Source organism: Micromonospora sp. NPDC049081 (genome assembly GCF_040648835.1).
In the GTDB taxonomy this organism is placed as follows: domain Bacteria; phylum Actinomycetota; class Actinomycetes; order Mycobacteriales; family Micromonosporaceae; genus Micromonospora; species Micromonospora antibiotica.
In genome coordinates, this window is the sequence record NZ_JBEZEK010000002.1 from 528,941 (window position 1) to 549,188 (window position 20,248).

16 protein-coding genes and 1 pseudogene are annotated in these 20,248 nt (G+C 72.9%); 9 read left to right on the plus strand and 8 right to left on the minus strand.

Features of this window, described 5'->3' with window-relative positions; all coding sequences use genetic code 11:
- Positions 1–200: 200 nt before the first annotated feature.
- Positions 201–2,015 carry a glycoside hydrolase family 6 protein gene (locus AB0B63_RS06175; RefSeq protein WP_357014997.1) on the plus strand — a complete coding sequence of 605 codons (1,815 nt, stop codon included), beginning with the start codon at positions 201–203 and terminating at the stop codon, positions 2,013–2,015.
- Between the two features lie 226 nt (positions 2,016–2,241).
- Here AB0B63_RS06175 and AB0B63_RS06180 read toward each other — a convergent pair whose 3' ends face one another.
- From AB0B63_RS06180 to AB0B63_RS06200, 5 genes and pseudogenes are all read right to left on the minus strand, one after another.
- Positions 2,242–2,616, minus strand: coding sequence for a hypothetical protein (locus AB0B63_RS06180; protein WP_219464415.1), 375 nt, complete (start codon positions 2,614–2,616; stop codon positions 2,242–2,244).
- 73 nt (positions 2,617–2,689) lie between these two features.
- A complete protein-coding gene (locus AB0B63_RS06185; RefSeq protein WP_208568441.1) occupies positions 2,690–2,995 on the minus strand; it encodes a hypothetical protein in 306 nt (101 codons plus the stop codon).
- A gap of 31 nt (positions 2,996–3,026) precedes the next feature.
- Entirely contained in the window at positions 3,027–4,685 is a 1,659-nt protein-coding gene (locus AB0B63_RS06190; RefSeq protein WP_208568442.1) for a sodium:solute symporter family protein, read from the minus strand.
- Between the two features lie 841 nt (positions 4,686–5,526).
- Positions 5,527–5,739 (minus strand): annotated as a pseudogene (locus tag AB0B63_RS06195) (hypothetical protein); the annotation flags it as partial.
- Between the two features lie 346 nt (positions 5,740–6,085).
- Complete coding sequence (locus tag AB0B63_RS06200) at positions 6,086–6,679, minus strand: hypothetical protein (protein WP_357015001.1); 594 nt, start codon at positions 6,677–6,679, stop codon at positions 6,086–6,088.
- Between the two features lie 422 nt (positions 6,680–7,101).
- On the opposite strand from AB0B63_RS06200, the gene AB0B63_RS06205 reads away from it, so the two are divergent.
- The 7 genes from AB0B63_RS06205 (at position 7,102) to AB0B63_RS06235 (ending at position 15,585) form a co-directional block, all read left to right on the plus strand.
- Entirely contained in the window at positions 7,102–9,444 is a 2,343-nt protein-coding gene (locus tag AB0B63_RS06205) for a nitrate- and nitrite sensing domain-containing protein (RefSeq protein WP_357015003.1), read from the plus strand.
- A complete protein-coding gene (locus AB0B63_RS06210; RefSeq protein WP_208568446.1) occupies positions 9,444–9,866 on the plus strand; it encodes a roadblock/LC7 domain-containing protein in 423 nt (140 codons plus the stop codon). Before AB0B63_RS06205 ends, AB0B63_RS06210 begins: the two co-directional genes overlap by 1 nt.
- Positions 9,856–10,245: a DUF742 domain-containing protein gene (locus AB0B63_RS06215; protein ID WP_208568447.1), complete on the plus strand. Its 390-nt coding sequence runs from the start codon at positions 9,856–9,858 to the stop codon at positions 10,243–10,245. The genes AB0B63_RS06210 and AB0B63_RS06215 overlap by 11 nt, the downstream gene beginning before the upstream one ends.
- Entirely contained in the window at positions 10,226–10,828 is a 603-nt protein-coding gene (locus AB0B63_RS06220; protein ID WP_208568448.1) for an ATP/GTP-binding protein, read from the plus strand. The genes AB0B63_RS06215 and AB0B63_RS06220 overlap by 20 nt, the downstream gene beginning before the upstream one ends.
- A gap of 108 nt (positions 10,829–10,936) precedes the next feature.
- Positions 10,937–11,968, plus strand: a complete 1,032-nt coding sequence (locus AB0B63_RS06225; protein ID WP_357015007.1) for a lactonase family protein — start codon at positions 10,937–10,939, stop codon at positions 11,966–11,968.
- A gap of 168 nt (positions 11,969–12,136) precedes the next feature.
- Complete coding sequence (locus AB0B63_RS06230) at positions 12,137–13,879, plus strand: substrate-binding domain-containing protein (RefSeq protein ID WP_357015009.1); 1,743 nt, start codon at positions 12,137–12,139, stop codon at positions 13,877–13,879.
- A gap of 233 nt (positions 13,880–14,112) precedes the next feature.
- The gene (locus tag AB0B63_RS06235; protein WP_244252763.1) at positions 14,113–15,585 is read left to right on the plus strand and encodes a sugar transferase; all 1,473 of its coding nucleotides are present in this window, start codon (positions 14,113–14,115) and stop codon (positions 15,583–15,585) included.
- A 32-nt stretch (positions 15,586–15,617) separates the two neighbouring features.
- Here the strand turns inward: AB0B63_RS06235 and AB0B63_RS06240 are convergent, their stop codons facing one another.
- A complete protein-coding gene (locus AB0B63_RS06240) occupies positions 15,618–16,751 on the minus strand; it encodes a PP2C family protein-serine/threonine phosphatase (protein WP_357015012.1) in 1,134 nt (377 codons plus the stop codon).
- 93 nt (positions 16,752–16,844) lie between these two features.
- Here AB0B63_RS06240 and AB0B63_RS06245 point away from each other — a divergent pair, with 93 nt between their 5' ends.
- Complete coding sequence (locus AB0B63_RS06245; RefSeq protein ID WP_357015176.1) at positions 16,845–17,357, plus strand: MarR family transcriptional regulator; 513 nt, start codon at positions 16,845–16,847, stop codon at positions 17,355–17,357.
- A gap of 52 nt (positions 17,358–17,409) precedes the next feature.
- On the opposite strand, the gene AB0B63_RS06250 is transcribed toward AB0B63_RS06245, so the two are convergent.
- Both AB0B63_RS06250 and AB0B63_RS06255 read right to left on the minus strand, forming a co-directional pair.
- The gene (locus tag AB0B63_RS06250; RefSeq protein WP_357015014.1) at positions 17,410–18,522 is read right to left on the minus strand and encodes a cobalamin-dependent protein; all 1,113 of its coding nucleotides are present in this window, start codon (positions 18,520–18,522) and stop codon (positions 17,410–17,412) included.
- Positions 18,519–20,195 (minus strand): PP2C family protein-serine/threonine phosphatase, encoded by a 1,677-nt coding sequence (locus AB0B63_RS06255; protein WP_357015016.1) that lies wholly within the window; start codon positions 20,193–20,195, stop codon positions 18,519–18,521. Before AB0B63_RS06255 ends, AB0B63_RS06250 begins: the two co-directional genes overlap by 4 nt.
- Positions 20,196–20,248: the final 53 nt, after the last annotated feature.

Below are 20,248 nucleotides of genomic sequence, written 5' to 3' on the forward strand. Positions count from 1 at the left end.
GGGCAACCGGTGCACCGGACGACGTCGCCGCCGACCGGTCCCACGGGGCCGGTGCAGCTCGCCACCACCATGCCCGCCCTCCGGGTCGGGCACCCCCCGAGATGTCCCGTTGGCGCCGGGGTCGTCCGTACCCCAGGACGCTCACGCGCCACTTGCCGGTCCCCACGCGGTGCCGGTCTCGCCCAAGGAGTGCAAAAGGCATGAATCTGTGGAGAAGTCTGTCCGCCCGACGCCGGGCGTTCGCCCTCACCGGGGCGAGCGTGCTGGTCGCGGGCGGGCTGGTGACCATCCCGGTCACCGCGGCGCAGGCCGCCACCCAGTGCAGCATCGACTACAGCACCAACGACTGGTCCGGCGGTTTCACCGCGAACGTCACCATCCGCAACGTGGGTGACCCGATCAGCAACTGGACCCTCGGCTTCACCTTCCCCAACAGCAGCCAGCGGGTCACCCAGGGCTGGTCGGCCAAGTGGTCGCAGAGCGGCCAGAACGTGACCGCCACCAACGAGTCCTACAACGGCTCGCTGGGTCGCGGCGGCAGCACCACCCTCGGCTTCAACGGCTCGTGGAGCGGCAGCAACCCCAAGCCGGCCTCGTTCACCCTGAACGGGGTGGTCTGTGGCGGCGTCACGCCGACGACGCCTCCGCCCACCACGCCTCCGCCGACGACGCCGCCGCCCACGACGCCTCCGCCCACCACCCCGCCGCCCACGACGCCTCCGCCCACCACCCCGCCGCCCACCACGCCCCCGCCGGGGCAGAAGGTGGACAACCCCTACGTCGGGGTCAAGGGCTACGTGAACCCGGAGTGGAAGGCCAAGGCGGACGCCGAGGCCGGTGGCAGCCGGGTCTCCAACAACCCGACCGCCGTGTGGCTGGACCGGATCGCCGCGATCAACGGCACCACCGACAGCAGCTCCAACGGTGCGATGGGCGTCAAGGACCACCTGGACGCGGCCCTGGCCCAGGGTGCCGGCTACATCCAGTTCGTGATCTACAACCTGCCCGGCCGGGACTGCTCGGCGCTCGCCTCCAACGGTGAGCTGGCCGCCGACGAACTGCCGCGCTACAAGGCGGAGTACATCGACCCGATCGCCGCGATCCAGAGCCAGGCCAAGTACGCCAGCCTGCGGATCGTCAACATCATCGAGATCGACTCGCTGCCGAACCTGGTCACCAACACCTCCGGCAACGCCGGTGGCACGGTGCAGTGTGACGTGGTGAAGGCCAACGGCGCCTACGTCAACGGTGTCGGCTACGCCCTGGCCAAGCTGGGTGCGATCGGCAACGTCTACAACTACATCGACGCCGGTCACCACGGCTGGCTGGGTTGGGACACCAACTTCGGCCCGACCGCCGACATCCTGAAGACCGCCGCCGTCGCCTCCGGCAGCAACGTGAACTACGTGCACGGCTTCATCACCAACACGGCGAACTACTCCGCCCTGAAGGAGCCGTACATCAAGATCACCGACACGGTGAACGGCCAGACCGTCCGCCAGTCCAAGTGGATCGACTGGAACTTCTACGTCGACGAGCTGTCGTTCGCCCAGGCGTTCCGCACCAAGCTGATCTCGGTCGGCTTCAACAGCAACATCGGCATGCTGATCGACACCTCCCGTAACGGCTGGGGCGGCACCGCCCGGCCCACCGGCCCGGGTGCGACCACCAGCGTCGACACCTACGTCAACGGTGGTCGTGTCGACCGTCGCTTCCACGCCGGCAACTGGTGCAACCAGGTCGGTGCGGGTCTCGGCGAGCGGCCGAAGGCCAACCCCGAGCCGGGCATCGACGCCTACGTCTGGGTGAAGCCCCCGGGTGAGTCCGACGGCTCCAGCTCCCTCATCCCGAACAACGAGGGCAAGGGCTTCGACCGGATGTGCGACCCGACCTACACCGGTAACGCCCGTAACGGCAACAGCATGAGCGGCGCCCTGCCCAACGCGCCGATCTCCGGCGCCTGGTTCTCCGCCCAGTTCCAGGAGCTCATGAAGAACGCCTACCCGGCGCTCTGACGAACCAGCCCGCCGCGGCTGGAGTGAGGCACTGACGCGGCGGGCGCACCCGGGCCCCCGGTCCGACCGCGAGGTCGGGCCGGGGGCCCACCCGTCTCCCCGGGCCCCCGGTCCGGGACCGGACGGTCGTCATGTGGGGCCCGTGGTCTCCCGGTCCCCGGTCTCCCGGTCCCCGGTCTCCGGTTCGCCGCACACCCCACCGGGCGCGAGGCGACCGCGGCGGAACTCAGGGCACGGTACGTTCCACCGCCGCCCGACCCAACTCGGCCAGGTCCCGGCGGGCCCGCTCCAGGTTCTGCGGCGTCAGGTCCTGCCCGCGCGCCATGACCAGGTCCTCCGGCTCCCAGGGCTGCTCGGCCCCGGTGCGGATGTTGTCCCCACCGGCCCCCGTGCCGGTCCCGGTGGCCCCGGTGCCCGCCGCGTACGGGTCACCGATCAGCTCCTCGGTCGACGCGCCGGGCTGGTCACCGGGCGCGACGAACGACGGGTCGGCCGGCCCACCGCCGCCCCGGGCCAGCTGCGGCACGGTGGAGTCGTCGTCCACCGCGGCGGCCACCTCCGGGCGTTCCTCCAACGGTCGGTTCGGGTCACGATCGGTCATGGTGCCGCCCTCCTATCCCAGACGCGTTCCGCGCCCCGGGTACCCCGTCCGGGCGACCCCATGCCGGAGCGGATCAGACCTCCCGGGCCTCCTCGGTGGTGGGCGGCACCACCGGCCGCAGCCACTGCCAGGCCAGCATGAACAGCCCGAAAGCCAACATCGCCAGCCCGGCCCACAGGTTGATCCGGACGCCCTGCGCCTTGTCGATCTCGGCAGCCGAGTCGAAGAGACCGACCAGGCCGACGATCACCCCGTACACCACGAAGAGACCGCCGATGACCCGGCGGATGTCGAACAGCCGGGCGGCGGCGGACCGCTTGCGCTCGTTCTCCGTCTCGACGACCTGCGGGTCGTTCGCCCGCTCGCTGTGCTGGTCCACGCCTGCGCCTCCCTCTCGTGACGGACCGGGCTCAGAAGACCGGGATGTAGAAGAGCACGGCCAGCACCAGCGCGATCGCGCCCAGCAGCACCGGCGAGCGCCACCAGACCTGGTCCCCGGCGAGCACGTCGCCCTTCAGGTCGATCCCGCCCATGCCGTAGACCAGACCCTGCAACTCCTCGGCCCGCTTGGGTCGGGTCAGCGGGGTGACCACCGCCGCCACCACGGCGACCGTGACGAAGGCGATGCCCGCGCCCCAGAAGCTCTCCTCCAGGTCGGAGTTGAAGTGCACCACGCCGGCCTTGTAGAGCAGGTAGGTCGCCAGCGCGGCCAGGGTGCCCGCCAGCAGCGACCAGAAACCGGCCAGGGCGCTCATCCGCCGCCAGAACATGCCGATGATGAAGGTGGCGAACAGCGGGGCGTTGAACAGGGAGAACAGCGCCTGGATGTAGTTCATGATGTTGCTGAACCCGGCGGCGATGAACGCGGTGCCGATGCCCACCACCACCCCGGCCACGGTCGCGATCCGCCCGATCCGGATGTAGTAGTCGTCGGAGCGCTCCTTGCGGACGTACGCCTGCCAGATGTCGTAGGTGAAGACGGTGTTGAAGCCGCTGACGTTGGCCGCCATGCCGGCCATGAACGAGGCGACCAGGCCGGTGACCGCGATCCCGAGCACCCCGTTGGGCAGCAGGTCGCGCATCAGCAGCGGAATCGCGTTGTTGTAGACCAGGTCACCGGACTCGGCTCCCAGCCCTTTGACGGTGACAAGCGCGATCAGGCCCGGGACCACGGTCACCACCGGGATGACCAGCTTCGGGTACGCGGCGATGATCGGCGTACGCCGGGCGGCGCTCATGTTCTTGGCCGACAGCGCCCGCTGCACCTCGGCGAAGTTGGTGGTCCAGTAGCCGAAGGAGAGCACGAACCCGAGCCCGAACACGATGCCCAGCCAGTGCGCGCCGAGCGGGTTGGCGGTGCTGCCGGTGCCCTCCCAGGCGTGCAGCCCGGCCTCGCCCAGCTTGGAGTCGCGGACCGAGTCCATCAGGCCGGCCCAGCCGCCCACCTTGACCAGGCCGATGACGGTGATCGGCACCAGCCCGGCGATGATGACGAAGAACTGGAGCACCTCGTTGTAGATCGCACCGGTCAGCCCGCCGACGGTGATGTAGGCCAGCACGATCGCCGCCCCGATGACGATCGCCAGCCAGAGCGGCCAGCCGAGCAGCGCCTGCATGATCAGCGCCAGCGCGTACAGGTTGACCCCGGCGATCAGCACCTGGGCCACCGCGAAGCTGATCGCGTTCAGCAGGTGGGTCGGCCGGTTGAACCGCAGTCGCAGGTATTCCGGGACGCTGCGCACCCGGGAGCCGTAGTAGAACGGCATCATCACGATGCCCAGGAAGATCATCGCCGGTACGGCGCCGATCCAGTAGTAGTGGACGGTCATGATGCCGTACTGCGCGCCGTTGGCGGCCATCCCGATGATCTCCAGGGCACCCAGGTTGGCCGAGACGAAGGCCAGGCCGGTCACCCAGGCGGGCAGCGAACGCCCGGAGAGGAAGAAGTCGACGCTGGTGCGGATCGCCCGACGGGCGGCGAAGCCGACCCCCAGCACGGTGACGAAGTAGAGCGCCAGGATCCCGTAGTCCAGCACGTTCATGTTCAGTCTGAGCCCGGCACCGTCCATCGCCCGCCACCCCTCTGATCGCGCCGTCGGCACCCGCCGAGCGCGCTATTACCCACCGTGCGGGGTTTCACACCGTCCGTGTGGATTCGGCGGGTGGTTCCGACGACGCCCCGGCCGGAGTGCTCCGGCCGGGGCGTCGAGTGGTGCCGCGGTGGTCGTCAGGGTCGGCGGTGGTCGTCATGGTCGGTCGGTGGATCGGCCCGGGTGGACCGGCGCCGTCGGGGCGTAATGGTCCGCGCGGGGCGACAGCCGGCTGTCCCGGGTCGGCTCAGCGACCCAGCACCCGGTCCAGGAAGTCGCGGTACTGACGGACCGCCACCCGGAGCTGCTCGGTGTCGGCCTCGCCGGCACCCTGCCAGCCCCCCAGCTTCTCCTTCTGCGCGGCGAGCGCTTTGGACAGCGCCCCGATCGCCTCCTCGACGAGCGACTGCGCCTCGCCGGCGGCCGCCCGGGGATCGTCGACGAACCGCAGCTGGACGTCGCGCCAGCGGTCCCGGAAGCCCTGCGCGGCGTCCGCCTCGAACAGCGTGGCGGCGTCGCTGGGCACGGTGCTGTTCGCCGACCGGCCGGCGTCGGCCGAGGCGACCGCGCCGGCCGCGCCGCCTGCTGCTGCCGCCGTCACGACGCCGCCGGCCGTGGTGCCCGGCTCGGTGGTGGTGTCCGGGCCGGTGGTGGTGTCCAGGTCGCCCGTGATGTCCAGGTCGGCGGTGGCGCGGTCCGTCGTGGTGTCCGGGTCGGCGGTGGTGGCGTGGTCGGCGGCCGGGAGGTCGGTGTCCTCGGCGGTGGGGTGCGGGTCGGTGGCCCCGGACGACCAACGGTCCCGGTCGTGGATCCGGTCCGCCGCGGTCGGGTCGGCCCGCTCGTCGTCGAACGGCCCGGTCTGCCCCGGCGCCCCGTCGCCGGGCGCGACGGTGTCCTCGTCCCGGGCGTCCCGCTCGTCCTGCGGTCGCCCGCCGGCCAGGGCCGAGGCGGCCACCGCGTCACCCACGCTGGTCGCGCCGAAGGCGGTCGGCAGGGGCGCCGGCTCGTGGAACTCCGGCCGCCGGTCACCGTCGGGACCGGTCACGTCGTCCCGGTCGGTCAGCGCGTCCCGGTCGCTCACGTCGTCCCGGTCGGTCAGCGCGTCCCGGTCGTGCCGGTCGTCCAGCCCGTCCCGGTCGGCGTCGCCCACGGGGTACGGGCGGGTGGTGTCCAGGTCGTCGTCGGCCTCCGGGTCGTCGAAGGTGCCCCGGTCGTCGAGCGCGTCCTCGGGCGTCCCGGCGTGCCGGTCCCGGCCGTGCCGGCCGGCGGTGTCGGTGTCCTCCGCGTCCGGGGGTGGCACCGCCACCGGGGTGGACCGGACGACCTCCGGGTGGTCGGTGTGGAGCTGCTGCTCGTCCTGGCGCATGGTGGGGTTCTCCTCAGCGAGTGGTGGCGTCCTGCGGGCGGTCCGGGTGCTGCTGCTGCGCCGGGCGGTGCCCGACCGGGTCCTCGCCGAGCAGGTCGGCGAAGAGCGCCCGGTAGTGGACGACGGCCTGGCGGAGGTCCTCGGTGCCGGCCTCACCGCGCTCGTTGCGCAGCCGGATCTCGTGCGCCTCCCGGAAGTGGGTCAGCGTGCGGGCGTGCTCCACGGAAAGGTGGGCGACCTGCTCGGTGAACTCGCCGGTCGGGTAGCCCCGGTCGGCGATCAGCTGGCTGACCAGCTCGTCGGCGTCGCCGACGGTCTCGGCCGGCGAGTCGACGAAGCGGACCTGCAACTCTTCCCAGGCGGCGGCGTACCGGGCCCGGTCCTGCGGGCTGAGCGGGGTCAGGGTCAGCTCCGCGTGCCGGCGCTCCCGCTCGCGCAGTTCGCGTTCGGCGGCGCTGCGGCTGTCCTGTTCCGCGACCACCCGGTCGTACTCGGGGCCGAACCGGGACCTGAGGGCGCGTCGTCGGTTGGCCACGACGGCCACGGCGACCAGCGCCGCCACCACCAGGACGACGAGAACCAGTAGGACTATCTGCGTGGGCGACATGGCCTCCTCCTTCACCCTCCGGTATTCCCTCCCCGCACTGATCACCAATCCCGATCCGGCGAATTTCCTTCGCCGGTTCGCACCGGACCGTGACGAACCGGTCACGTCGTACGTCCGGGGTCGATCGGGGCGGGCGGTCCGGTCACGTTTTTTCCGCCGGTCCCCGGGGCCGGCCGACGGGTCGTCGGTGGTCGTGGTGGGTGTCGTCGATGCCTGATCAACCCGGGTGCGACCCGGTCCGCCGGGCCGCGACGGCGGGTCCGGCGGCGGCGACGCAGCGGTGACGGCGGGAGACGCACGGTAGTGCTGAGCGTCAGGATTACGTATCCTGCCCAAGGCGCCGTGCCGGTGCCCGGCGTCGATGCCGGACCGCCCGGCCGGTACCGGCGTCACCGCCGACACTCCCGCCCGGGCGAGGAATCATGGACACCCGCGACTGGCCGATCCGCGCCAAGCTGACCGCCCTGGTCGTCACCCCCGTGGCCGCCCTGCTGGCGCTCTGGATCTTTGCCACGACGTTGACCTTCGGGCCGGCTCTCGACCTGCTCGCCGCCCGGACCCTGCTGTCGGACTTCGGTCGGCCCGGCGAACAGGTGGTGGCCGAGCTGCAACGGGAGCGCCGGGCCTCGGTGATCCACCTGGCCGGCACCGACACCCTGCCCGCCCTGGCGCAACAGCGGCGACGCACCGACGAGGCGATCGTCGAGCTGCGTCGGCTGATGGCCGGGGAGCAGCTACGGGACGCCGCAGGCGACCTGCTCAACGCCCGGCTGGACGCGCTCGGCGCCGCCCTGGAGGCGCTGCCCGCCGGTCGGGGGTTCATCGACCGGCGGCAGGTCGACCGGGCCGGCGCGATCGGGCTCTACAGCGGCATGATCTCCTCGGCGTTCCAGGCGTTCGCCGCCACGGCGGCCCTGCCCGACGCGGAGCTGAACCGGCAGGCGCTCGCCCTGACCGCGCTCGGCCGCTCCCGCGAGCTGCTCGGCCAGACCGACGCGGTGCTGGCCGGTGCGTTCGTCACCGGCCGGTTCACCGAGGGCGAACACCTGCGGCTGGTGCAGACCATCGCCAACGAGCGGTTCGTCGCGGAGTCGTCCGTGGCCGACCTGCCGGCCGCCGACCGGGCCGCCTACCAGCGGTTGGTGGAGGGGGAGGCGTTCGTCCGGCTGCGCACCATGCAGGAGCAGCTGCTGACCGTCGGGCCGTCCGCCGTCCCGCCGATCGACGCCCGGACCTGGCAGGCCAGTCAGGAAGCGGTGCAGCAGGAGCTGCGCGACTTCGAGCTGAGCCAGGCCGACGGGCTGGCCGAGCGTTCGGTGCCGGTCGCCGTCACGATCCTGGCCCGGCTCGGTGTGGCCGGGGTGCTGGGGCTGGCGGCGATCGTGGCGTCGCTGCTGGTCGCCGTCCGGGTCGGCCGGACGCTGGCCCGCCGGTTGTCCGCGGTCCGCGCCGCCGCGCTGGAACTGGCCGAGCACCGGCTGCCCGACGTGGTCACCCGGTTGCGCCGGGGTGAGCAGGTCGACGTGGCCCGGGAGGCCCCGCCGCTGTCCTACGGCGCTGACGAGATCGGCGACGTCGGTCGGGCGTTCACCGAGGTCAGCCGGGTGGCGGTCCGGTCGGCGATCGACGAGGTGACGCTGCGACGGGGGTTGAACGAGGTCTTCCTCAACCTGGCCCGGCGCAGCCAGGGGCTGGTGCACCGGCAACTTGCGGTGCTCGACCGGATGGAACGCCGCGCCGAGGACCCGGACGAACTGGCCGAGTTGTTCCGCGTGGACCACCTCGCCACCCGGCTGCGCCGGCACGCCGAGGACCTGGTCATCCTGGCCGGCGCGGCCCCGGGGCGGGGCTGGCGGCAGCCGGTCGCCCTGCTGGACGTACTGCGCGGCGCGATCTCCGAGGTCGAGGCGTACGACCGGGTGGACATCGGCCGGGTCGGGCCGGCCGGGCTACTCGGCCGGGCCGTCGCCGACGTCATCCACCTGCTCGCCGAGCTGATCGAGAACGCCACCGCGTTCTCCCCGCCCGAGCGTCGGGTCGAGGTGACCGGGACGCCCGTCGTCGACGGCTACCTCGTCGAGATCACCGACCACGGGCTGGGGATGTCGCCCCAGGCGATCGAGGACGCCAACCGGCGGCTGGCCACCCCGCCGGAGTTCGATCCGGCCGACAGCGCCCGGCTCGGCCTGTTCGTGGTGTCCCGGCTGGCCGCCCGGCACGACGTCAAGGTCACCCTGCGGGCCGGCACGCCGGTCGGGCTCACCGCGCTGGTGCGTATCCCCGCCGACCTGGTCACCGAGGAGCCGCCGATCGCCGCGCCCACCCGGGACCGCCCGGCGGCGTCGGTGTCCCGGCTGACCACGCTGCCCCGACCACGGACCACCCGGACCACCCGGGAACGGCCGGAGCAGACCGTGCTGCCGTTCGCCCCGGCCCGTACCTCGTCGGTGGAGGCCGCCCCCGACGGCGACGGTCTGCCCCGTCGGGTCCGCCGTCGGGGGCCGGCCGCCCACCAGCTGCCCCCGGCCAGTCAGGACGCGCCCGCCACCCGCTCTCCCGAGGAGGTACGCCGGCAGATGTCGGCCCTCCAGGCCGGTACCGCCCGGGGGCGCCTGGACAGCAGCGGCGTCCACCCGGCGCCGCCGGCCCGGCCCGACCCGACCGCCGGCGACGAGCCGGGACGGACCGACGGCGTCGGGGTGCCACCGTCACCGGCCGGCCCGGCGGCGACGTCCGATTCGACCGCGACTGAGAGGGACGCCTAGTGGTGCACACGACACGGCAGAACGCTGATCTCGGCTGGTTGCTCGACGAGCTGGTGGAACGGGTGCCGGCGGCCCGGCAGGCGGTGATCCTCTCCGCCGACGGCCTGCTGCTCGGCGCGTCCGCCGAGTTGGACCGCTCCGACGCCGAGCACCTCTGCGCACTGGCCTCGGGCTTCTCCAGCCTGGCGAAGGGGGCCAGCCGGCAGTTGGCCGCCGGTGGCGTCCGGCAGACCGTGGTGGAGATGGAGGAGGCGTACCTCTTCGTGACGGCCGCCGGTCAGGGGGCCTGCCTGGCGGTGGCCTGCGCGGCGGACGCGGACATCGGCCTGGTGGCGTACGAGATGGCGATGCTGGTCGTCCGGGTCGGCGAGAACCTGACCGCGCCGGCCAGGGCGGCGGCGGGGATCGCCGATGCGGGCTGAGCAGCCGGGTCACCAGCACGAGTGGTTGGACGGCGCAGCCGGGCCGGTCGTGCGCCCGTACACCCTCACCGGTGGTCGGGTGCGGCCCGCCGTCGGCGGCTTCGACCTGGTGGCCTTCGTGCTGGCCGCGGCGGGCGTCGACCCGTACGGCCAGCCGGGGTTGCAACCCGAGCACCGCCGGCTGGTGGAGTGCGCCCGGCAACCGGTGGCGGTCGTGGATCTCGCCGCCGACCTGGACCTCGCCCTCGGCGTGGTCCAGGTCCTCCTCGGTGACCTGCTCGCCCGTGGGCTGGTCACCGTGCACGAACCGCCGGCCGCCGCCGGCCTTCCCGACAACGACATTCTCAAGGCGGTGGTCAGTGGACTACGTGCGCTCTGAGCGCGACCCCTCACCGGCCCGGTTGCCCCTGGCCCTCAAGATCCTCATCGCCGGTGGCTTCGGTGCCGGCAAGACGACGCTGGTGAGTGCGCTCAGTGAGGTCCGGCCGTTGCAGACCGAGGAGGTGCTGACCGACGCCGGCATCGGCACCGACGACCTCTCCGGGGTGGAGGGCAAGTCGACCACCACGGTGGCGATGGACTTCGGTCGGATCACCATCACCGACGACCTCCAGGTCTATCTGTTCGGCACCCCGGGGCAGGACCGGTTCTGGTTCCTCTGGGACGAGTTGGCCTTCGGCGCGCTCGGCGCGGTGGTGCTGGCCGACACCCGCCGGCTGCCCGACTGTTTCCCGTCGATCGACTACTTCGAGCAGCGCGGCATCCCGTTCGTGGTGGGCGTGAACTGCTTCGAAGACACCCGTCGGTTCGGCGCGGAGGCGGTCCGGCAGGCGCTGGACATCGAGCCGGAGGTGCCCGTGGTGCTCTGTGACGCCCGGGACCGGCAGTCCGGCAAGCTGGTGTTGATCTCGCTGGTGGAGCACGTGGCCCGCCAGCGTGGGGAACCGGTGCCGGTGGGCTGAACCGGCCGGCCGGGTCCCGCCGGCGAGGAAAACCCGGAAATCAGGGGTGACGGCCGGGGATTGCGGGAAGCCTGGAGATCGACGGCGGATTCGGCGGAGGGTGGTTCGGTGACGGGCACGATCGTCCACATCGGCGGTTACACGGCACGGTCGGGCGGGCGCGGGGAGGGCATCGTCGCCGCCCGACGCGATCCGGAGTCGGGGCAGTTGACCCTGCTCGGCACGGTCGCGTCGACCCCGTCACCGTCCTTCCTCGTCCGCCACCCCACCCGGCCGGTGCTGTACGCCGTCAACGAGTTGCCCGAGGGGCAGGTGAGCGCCTTCGACGTCGGCCCTGACGGCGGGCTGAGCCCGCTGGGGGTGTGGTCGACCGGGGGTGCCGAGCCGGCCCACCTGGCGGTCGCCCCCGACGGCGGGCACCTCTTCGTCGCCAACTACGGCGGGGGCAGCGTCGCCGTCCTGCCGCTGGACGGTCGGGGGGTGCCCGGGGAACGCACCGACCTGGTGATCCACCAGGGGCACGGTCCGGACCCGGAGCGGCAGGAACAGGCGCACTGCCACATGGTGTCGCCCGACCCCGGCACCGGCCCGCTGCTCGTCGTCGACCTGGGCACCGACTCGATCTACCGGTACGACCTGGACGCGGCCTCCGGCCGGCTGACGCCGCGGGCCCCCCGGGTGCGGACGGCCCCCGGCACCGGCCCCCGGCACCTGGCCCGGCATCCCGACGGGCGGCGCTGCTGGCTCGCCGGTGAGCTGGACGCGACGGTGACCGCCTACGAGGTGACCGCCGAGGGGGTGCTGCACCAGCGGGGCCGGGTGGACGCGAGCGCGCGGGCCGGCCACGTCCAGCCGTCGGAGATCACCGTGGGGCCGGACGGCCGGTTCCTCTACGTGGGCAACCGCGGGGTGGGCACGGTGGCGGTCTTCGCTCTCGACGGGGATCTGCCGCGGCTGGTCGACGAGGTGGACACCGGTGGGGAGTGGCCCCGGCACTTTACGTTGAGCGGGCGGCACCTCTATGTGGCCGACGAACGGGCCGACATGATCCGGGTGTTTTGGGTCGACCCGGACTCGGGCGTGCCGTCGCCGGTGGGTGAGCCGGTGTCGACCGGCAGCCCGACCTGCGTACTGCCCTGACAGATGCCGGTTGTCCAGGGTGGATTCGGGCCACGTCACGAAACGGTCTGATTACGCAGAGTGCGGAAATAGTGATCAACTGTTTCTCCTGCGTAACTTTCGTCCGAACGGTTGTGGCAGTAAGCGCACGAGATACGCAAGATGGTCAGCGTGTCTGGCCGCCATCGCATGCGTTCAAGTATCCGTGGAGCGGGCGCCGCCGCGGCGGCGACCGCGCTCGTCGTCGTGGTCGGCGGCTCCTGGGTCGGTTACCAGCAGCTGGCCGGACCGTCCTGCTCAGGGGGGATCCAGCTCGGCGTGGCCGCCGCGCCCGAGGTGGCACCGGCCGTCGAGGCGGCGGCGGCCCAGTGGGTGGCGGACGGCGCGGCGGTCGGTGGCACCTGCATCAAGGTGAACGTCGTCGCCTCCGAGCCGGTGGAGGTGGCCGCCGCGGTGGCCAGTAAGCACGGGGCCAGCCTCGCCGGGGTGGGACAGGCCAGCGGCACCGCGGTCACCCCCGACGTCTGGATCCCGGACTCGTCGACCTGGCTGCTGCGCCTCAAGAGCGGCGGCGCCACCGCGTTCGCGCCCGGCAACGGCGCCTCCATCGCCCGCAGCCCGGTCGTGGTGGCCATGCCGCAGCCGGTCGCCACCACCAAGTTCGGCTGGCCGGACAAGAAGCTCACCTGGAACGACATGCTGCGCGCCGTCCGCAGTGACAAGCCGCTGCGGGCCGGCATCGTCGAGCCGACCCAGGACGCCGCCGGGCTCTCCGGCCTGCTCTCCCTGACCGCCGCCGCGAGCGGCGGAGGCGGCGACGCCCAGCAGGCGACCACGGCCGCCCTGCGGGCGCTGGCCACCGGCCGGTCGGCGCTGCGACAGGACCTGCTGGCCCGGTTCCCGCGCTCCAACGACCCGACCTCCATCGCCAGCGCGCTCGGCGCCGCCGCGCTGTCGGAGGAGGACGTCATCGCCTACAACAACACCAAGCCGCCGATCCCGCTGGCCGCGCTCTATCTGGAGCCGTCGCCGATGCCGCTGGACTACCCCTACGCGGTGCTGCCCGGGATCGACCAGACCAAGGCGTCGGCGGCGAAGGTGCTCTTCGAACTGCTCACCACGCAGGGCTTCAAGAACCGGCTGGCCGTGCAGTCGCTGCGTGCCCCGGACGGCAACTGGGGTGACGGCTTCAAGGCACCGCAGGGTGCGCCGAGCCCGGCCGGCGGCGGTACGGCGGTGCCGCCGTCCGGCGGGACCGCCGCGGGTGGCCTGGACCCGGTGGCGATAGACCGTGCGGTCTCCGGCTGGTCGATCGCCACCCAGTCCGGGCGGATGCTCTGTGTCATCGACGTCTCCGGGTCGATGAAAGCCCCGGTCCCGTCGGCCAACAACGCCAGCCGCGAACAGGTGACCGTGGCGGCGGCGAGCCGGGGGCTGAACCTCTTCGACGACTCCTGGTCGATCGGGCTGTGGACGTTCTCCACCGAACTGGTCGGTTCGCGGGACTGGCGGGAGATCGAGCCGATCAACCCGCTCTCCGGCAACCGGGCCAAACTGGAGCAGGGGCTCGCCGGCATCCGTCCGTCCAGCGGCGACACCGGCCTGTACGACACCATGCTGGCGGCGTACAAGACGGTCCAGGACGGTTGGGAGCCCGGCCGGGTCAATTCGGTGGTGCTGTTCACCGACGGTAAGAACGAGGACAAGAACGGCATTTCACAGAGTGCATTGATCACCCGGCTCAAGCAGCTCAACGATCCGGAGCGTCCGGTGCAGGTGGTCATCATCGGCATCGGCAGCGAGGTCTCCAAGACCGAACTCCAGTCGATCACCAGCGTCACCGGTGGTGGCGCCTTCGTCACCGAGGACCCCTCCAAGATCGGTGACATCTTCCTGAAGGCCATCGCGTTGCGTCCGAACGCGCCGCGTTGAGCCATCGCACAGGGCAAACAAATCGCTGCATTCGGTGAGAAATAATGCGGTGATGGGATTCCACCATCTCGGCGGCGAAAGAAAACTGACAGTAATGCGTCCGAAGCAATAGGTGAGCATCATTGTGGGGCAGGATGTCGGGAGCGCTCCGGCCGGCAGGCCCCGCCAGCGGTGAGCATCGGGCTCGGAGCCGACAAGTGTGATGTGGGGGAGGTTGGGTGACCTCGGCAACGCTGTCCACGCCCGTCCGTACCCCGCCGTCGGCGCCAGGTCGCCGATCGGCGGGTACCCGTTCCCAGGCCAACCAGCGGGGCTACGTCCGCACCCTGGTGGTGCTGGACACCGCCGTGCTGTCGCTGGCGGTCCTCGCCGGCTACGCCACCCGCTTCGGCGACGCGGTGCCGCGCGGCTCCGAGATCCCGTACGTGGTGGTGGCACCGGCCCTGGTGCTGGTCTGGTTGGTCTCGCTCAAGGCACTGCGCTGCTACGACGACCGGGTGCTCGGCTACGGGGCCGACGAGTACCGGCGGGTCAGCGGGGCCAGCCTGCGCCTGGCCGGTGGGGTCGCGATCGCCGGTTACATCTTCGACGTCGGGGTCTCCCGGGGTTTCCTCGGCATCTCCTTCGCCGTCGGCACGGTCGGGCTGGTGGTCACCCGGTTCGCCGCCCGTAAGGCGCTGCACCGGGCCCGCTGCCGGGGCGACGGATGGTCCCGTCGGGTCCTCGTCGTCGGGGACACCGCGCACGTGCTGGAGTTGGTGCACACCCTGCGTCGGGAGCCGTACGCCGGCTACCACGTGGTCGGCGCGTGCATCCCCGACGCGCTGCTCGCCCCCGTGCCGCAACGGCTCAGCGACGTGCCGGTGGTCGGCTCCCTGCGGGGCATCCCGGAGGCGGCCGCCGCGATCGGCGCGGACACCGTCGCGGTCACCGCGTCCGGCGAGTTGACCGCGACCCGGCTGCGCCGGCTGGGCTGGCAGTTGGAAGGCACCGGGATCGACCTGGTGGTCGCCCCCGCGCTCACCGACGTGGCCGGGCCGCGCATCCACACCCGGCCGGTGGCCGGCCTGCCGCTGATCCACGTCGAGGCCCCCGAGTTCCGGGGGGCCCGCAAGCTGGTCAAGGAACTCGTCGACCGGTCGGCCGCCGCGGTGGCGCTGGCGCTGCTGCTGCCGCTGGTGGCGGTGATCGCGCTGGCCGTCAAGCTGGACAGCCGGGGCCCGGTGCTGTTCCGGCAGACCCGGGTCGGGCAGGGCGGCCAGGAGTTCGGGGTGCTGAAGTTCCGCACCATGGTGGTCAACGCCGACGCGCTCCTCGCCGAACTGGCCGCCCGCAACGAGACCAACGGGCTGATGTTCAAGATGCGCGACGACCCCCGGGTCACCCGGATCGGCCGGCTGCTGCGGAAGTGGTCGGCCGACGAGCTGCCCCAGCTGGTCAACGTGCTGCTCGGGCAGATGAGCCTGGTCGGCCCCCGTCCGCCGCTGCCCTCCGAGGTGGCCCGCTACGACGGCGACGTGGCCCGCCGCCTGCTGGTCAAGCCCGGCATGACCGGCCTCTGGCAGGTCAGCGGCCGGTCCGACCTGAGCTGGGAGGACGGCATCCGGCTGGACCTCTACTACGTGGAGAACTGGTCACTCGCCGCCGACCTGACCATCCTGTGGAAGACCTTCGGCGCGGTGCTGCGCGGGCGCGGGGCCTACTGACCCGGCCCCCGCGGCCCGGCCCGCACTCCGATTCACGGGTGCGGGCCGGTCCAGTCCAGGCAGACGACCACCGCGTCGTCGACCAGGTCACCGGCCACGAAGGCGCGCAGGTCACCGATGAGCGAGCGGACCGCGTCCAGCGGCGTCATCGGTCCGGTACGACGCAGGAAGCGCTCCAGCGCCGTCTCCCCGTACCGGACGTGCCGGTCCGTCGCGTCGAGCACGCCGTCACTGAGGACGAAGAGCCGGTCACCGCGGCGCAGCTCGAAACGCTGGTGCTGGTAGTCGGTGCCCTCGAACATGCCCAACGGGAACTGTTTGTCCAACACCTGCTCGGTGACCTCGCCGTCGCGCAGCAGCATCAACCGGGGTGACCCGGCGTCCACCGCGGTCAGTACACCGCTGCCCAGATCCAGCTCCATGACCAGGGCGGACAGGTGCTGCTCACCCCCGTGCAGGGCATAGATCGCCTGGTCGGCGAGGGCGACCTGGTCGGCGAGGCCCAGTCCGCCCCGGCGGGCGTTGCGCAGCGCGTGGGTGGCCAACGCGGTGAGCATCGAGGCGGCCACCCCCTCACCCGTCCCGTTGATCGTCGACAGCCACAGCCGGTCACCGTCGTCGGACCAGTCGAAACTGTCCCCGCGCACCGCGTACGCCGGTTCGAGCTGGCCGGCGAGGCGGAACGACGGCCGGTCCCGGCTGCGCCCCGGCAGCAGTTCCCACTGCATCTCGGCGGCCAGGGTGAGCCGGCGGGCCCGGCGCGAGGTGCGGTACACGTCGGTGCCGGCGGTGACGGCGGCCAACTCGTGCCCCAGGGCGGTGGCGATGCGGGCCAACTCGTCGACGGTGGCCCGGTCGTCGGGCACCGGGGTCAACCGCAGCACCCCGCGCCGTTCACCCCGCATCCCGACGGGGAACCAGCCCACCCCCTCGGTGAGCACCGGCTGCTGGTGGTCGAAGCAGCGCCAGGCCGGGTGACCGGGGCCGCTCACGGGCTCCCCACCGGCCAGCGGCAGCAGCACCGACAACCGGTAGTCGACCTGGAACAGCTCCACGTCGGTGATCCGATAGGCCCGTGTCAGCTCCCCGGCGAGCCGGTCCAGCAGCAGGTCCGCCGGAGATTCGGTCAGCACCTGCCGGGCCCGGGCCTCGGGTCCGCTCGTCATCACGCCTCCTGAAAGCGCAGATCCCCTGGTACGGGGGGTAGTCTCGGGCCCACCATGGCCGAAGAGAGTGGTCCTTACGGATCAGACGTGAGTATGGCCGCCGAGTTGGACGGCGCGACAGGGACCCTGCTGTCTGTGTGGGAGGCGGCCCGGGAGAACACCACCAGCCGGCTGTCCGGCGCGCAGTTACGCGCCGTCATGGTGGTCGAGCGGTACGACGGGATCAACCTGCGCCGGCTCGCCGCCCTGCTGAACATGTTGCTCTCCTCGGCGAGCCGGCTCTGTGACCGACTGGTCGCCGCCGGCATGCTGGAGCGGGAGCCGGGCCGGTCGGACCGACGGGAGATCGCCCTGCACCTGACCCCGGAGTCCATCCGCCTGCTCGCTGAGCTGCGGCGGGACCGCCGGCAACGGCTCGCCGACGTGCTGGCCGGGATGAGCGGCGAGGGGCGGCAGGCACTGCTGCGCGGTCTGGTGGAGTTCGACCGGGTGGCGCGGGCCCGGGAGGGGGAGACCGGGCCGGCGGTGGAGTTCCGGTCGGCACCGCACCCACCCACCCAGCCCGGTCCGGGCTCCGCCGAACCACCGGCGGCCCGCTCGGCCTGACCCGGGCCGGTCACGGTGGCGTGGCCAGTGCGGCCAGTGCGGTCCGGGCCGGTCACGGTGGCGTGGCCAGTGCGGTCCGGGCCCGGTGCAGGTGGTCGGCCGAGCGGGGATGCTCGGTCAGCGCGGTGGCACACACCCGCAGCACGTCGTCCAGCAGCCGGGCCCCGTCCCTGGTGTCGAGCACCCCCGCCTGCCAACGGACGAACTCGACCAGCAGCTGCGGGTCGCCGATCCGGATCGCCGCAGCCAGCGCGTCGACCAGTTGGGCGACGACCCCGGCGACCTCCTCTGCCCGTTCCGCCACGGGGGTGACCTCGCGGAGCACGAGCTGGACGAGTTCCCGGCGGCGACGCAGCACCGGTACGTACTCGTCGGAGCCGGCCGTCGGCGCGGCACCGGTGTGCGGGGCCGCGAGCAGCGGGCCGGACAGCAGCCGGACGGCGTCCCGGGCGGTGGCGCCCCAGCCGGCGGCACCGACCGTGGTGGCCCAGCGGCCCTCGGGGCCGAAACCGGGCCCGCCGGCCACCACCGGCACCCCGGCCGCCCGGCACGCCTCGACCATCCGCCCCGCCCGCACCAACCGGCTCGGCTGCACGCAGCTCAGCAGCACCGCGTCCGGGCCGGTCTGGTGCAGGTAGGAGACCAGTTGCCGGACCGGCACACTGGCGCCGAGGAAGGTGACCCGCCAGCCGGCGGCGCGGACCACCTCCATCACGATCCGGGCGGCCAGCGCGTGCCACTCGCCTTCGACACAGGCCAGCACCACGTGGCCCCGGTCGTCCGTCGGGGCGGTGTGGGCGGCGACCACCTCGACCACCTGCTCGCTGACGTGGGTGGCCGCGTGCTCCTGGGCGATGCTCCACCGGCCGGACAGCCAGCGCAGCCCCACCTCGCGCTGCGCGACGGCGACCAGGTCTACCAGGACGTCGGCCACCGAGGCACCCGCGTCCAGCAGCCCGGTCGCGAGCCGGGTGGCGCCGACCAGGTCGGCCCGGTCCAGGCAGCCGAGGTACGCCTGGACGACACCCGGTGCGACCCGCCCCGGCCCGTCCGGTGTGACCCGCCCCGGATCTTCCGGTGGCAGTCGGCGCGTACCGGCCGGTTCCTCGCCGGTCGCCCGGCCCGGTTCCTCCCGGGTGGGTTCGTCCGGGGTCGGTCGGGTCACGCGGGGTCCGCCGCGCAGACGGCCAGCATCGCGATGTCGTCGTGGCTCTCGCCGTCGAGCCACTCGTCGACGAGCTGGAGTAACCAGTCGATCACGGCGGACGGCGGCAGCCCGGCCACCGAGGCGAGCGCCTGCCGGAGCCGGTGCTCGCCGAACATCTCGACGGCCGCCGATCCACCGCGCGCCTCGGTCACCCCGTCGGTGTACGCCAGCAGCAGTTCCCCCGGGGCGAGCCGCACCTCCACCTCGGCGAACGTCGCCGTGGCGAACGCACCGATCGGCATCCCGCCCACCCGCACCTCGACGATGCTCCCGTCGGCGCGTACCACCAGGGGGGACGGGTGCCCGCCGCCGGCGATCCGGACCCGGACCCCGCCGTCGGACCCCGGCTCGGTGGTGCCCAGCAGCAGGGTGGTGAACTGGCTACGCCGGGCGGCGTCGGGGGAGTCGAACAGTGCCCGGTTGAGCAGTTGGACGAGTTCGTGGGGGCGCTGCTCGACCAGCCGCAGGGTCTGCAACGACTGGCGTACCCGGCCGGTGAGCACGGCCGCGCCGACCCCTTTGCCGCAGACGTCGCCGAGGGCGAACAGGGCGCCGGTGGCGGTGGGGAAGACCTCGTAGAAGTCGCCGCCGATGCGCAGGCTGTCCCCGGCGGAGCGGTAACCTCCGGCGAGGGTGACGCCGGGCACCGGGGGCAGCTGCGGGGGGAGCAGGCTGTGCTGGAGCACCCGGGCCAGGTGCGCCTGTTCGCCGTAGAGGTCGGCGGCGGCGACCGCGGACCCGGCGCGGGCGGCGAACTCCCTGGTCAGCTCGATGTCGCGCGGGTCGAAACCGGCCCGCCCCGCCCGCCGGACCAGGATCAACGCGCCGGCCGGCCCACCCGCGCTGAGCATCGGGCTGATCAGCACGGTCCCGGGGCGGCCGAAGGTCTCCGGCAGGACGGCGGTCAGGTCGGCCAGCTCGGCGTCGAGCCAGGGGCTGGGATCGGTGGACTCGCCGTCGAGCGCCTCGACGAGCCCGGGGACCGCGCCGGCCAGTTGCCGGCTGGCGACCCCGCCGACCGGGCCGGGTTCGCCGTCGGCGTACCGCAGCCAGTGCGGGAGGTCCTCGCCGGGCTGTGGTGACCGGTGCACGACCAGCGCGACGTCCGCGAGGTAGGGCACCGGCAGGGTGACGGTGGCCCGCAGGGTCTGCTCGCGGTGCAGGGACAGCCCGAGCCGGCTGCCGGCGCGGGCCAGGAAGGCGGTGCGGGAGCGCTCGGCGAGCAGCGCGTCGGTGCGGGCCTGTTCGTCGGTGACGTCGCGGACATACCAGGCGCAGCCGCCGGCGGCGAGGGGGCGGCAGACGCCGCGCAGCCGGCGGCCGTGGTGTTCGGCGTCGAACGTCCCGGTGCCCTCGGTGACCGCCCGGGTCAGCGCCGGCACGGTGTGCGCGGCCAGGTCGACGCCGGGGGCCAGTTCGGGCAGGAGCCGCCCGGCCATCGCGTTGACCAGGGTGACCCGCCCGGCAGGGTCGGTGGTGACCACCGCCTCGGCGAGACCGTCGAGCAGCTCCCGGGCCAGCTGGGGGTCGGCCGGCAGCGACTGGTCCGCCGGCGGTCGGGCCGGCGCGTGCGATACCCGGCCATCCCCGCTGACCGGGCCGGCGTGCCCGTCCCGACGGGTGGTCGTCACCGTCGGTCGCCGGGCGCGTCGGTCTGTCGACCTCTGCGCATGCTGGGAGTGCT

Coding starts and splice junctions, on each gene's coding strand:
- AB0B63_RS06175 (WP_357014997.1), top strand. CDS start 201: ATGAATCTGTGGAGAAGTCTGTCCGCCCGACGCCGGGCGTTCGCCCTC.
- AB0B63_RS06180 (WP_219464415.1), bottom strand. CDS start 2,616: ATGACCGATCGTGACCCGAACCGACCGTTGGAGGAACGCCCGGAGGTG.
- AB0B63_RS06190 (WP_208568442.1), bottom strand. CDS start 4,685: ATGGACGGTGCCGGGCTCAGACTGAACATGAACGTGCTGGACTACGGG.
- AB0B63_RS06200 (WP_357015001.1), bottom strand. CDS start 6,679: ATGTCGCCCACGCAGATAGTCCTACTGGTTCTCGTCGTCCTGGTGGTG.
- AB0B63_RS06205 (WP_357015003.1), top strand. CDS start 7,102: ATGGACACCCGCGACTGGCCGATCCGCGCCAAGCTGACCGCCCTGGTC.
- AB0B63_RS06215 (WP_208568447.1), top strand. CDS start 9,856: ATGCGGGCTGAGCAGCCGGGTCACCAGCACGAGTGGTTGGACGGCGCA.
- AB0B63_RS06230 (WP_357015009.1), top strand. CDS start 12,137: ATGCGTTCAAGTATCCGTGGAGCGGGCGCCGCCGCGGCGGCGACCGCG.
- AB0B63_RS06240 (WP_357015012.1), bottom strand. CDS start 16,751: ATGACGAGCGGACCCGAGGCCCGGGCCCGGCAGGTGCTGACCGAATCT.
- AB0B63_RS06245 (WP_357015176.1), top strand. CDS start 16,845: ATGGCCGCCGAGTTGGACGGCGCGACAGGGACCCTGCTGTCTGTGTGG.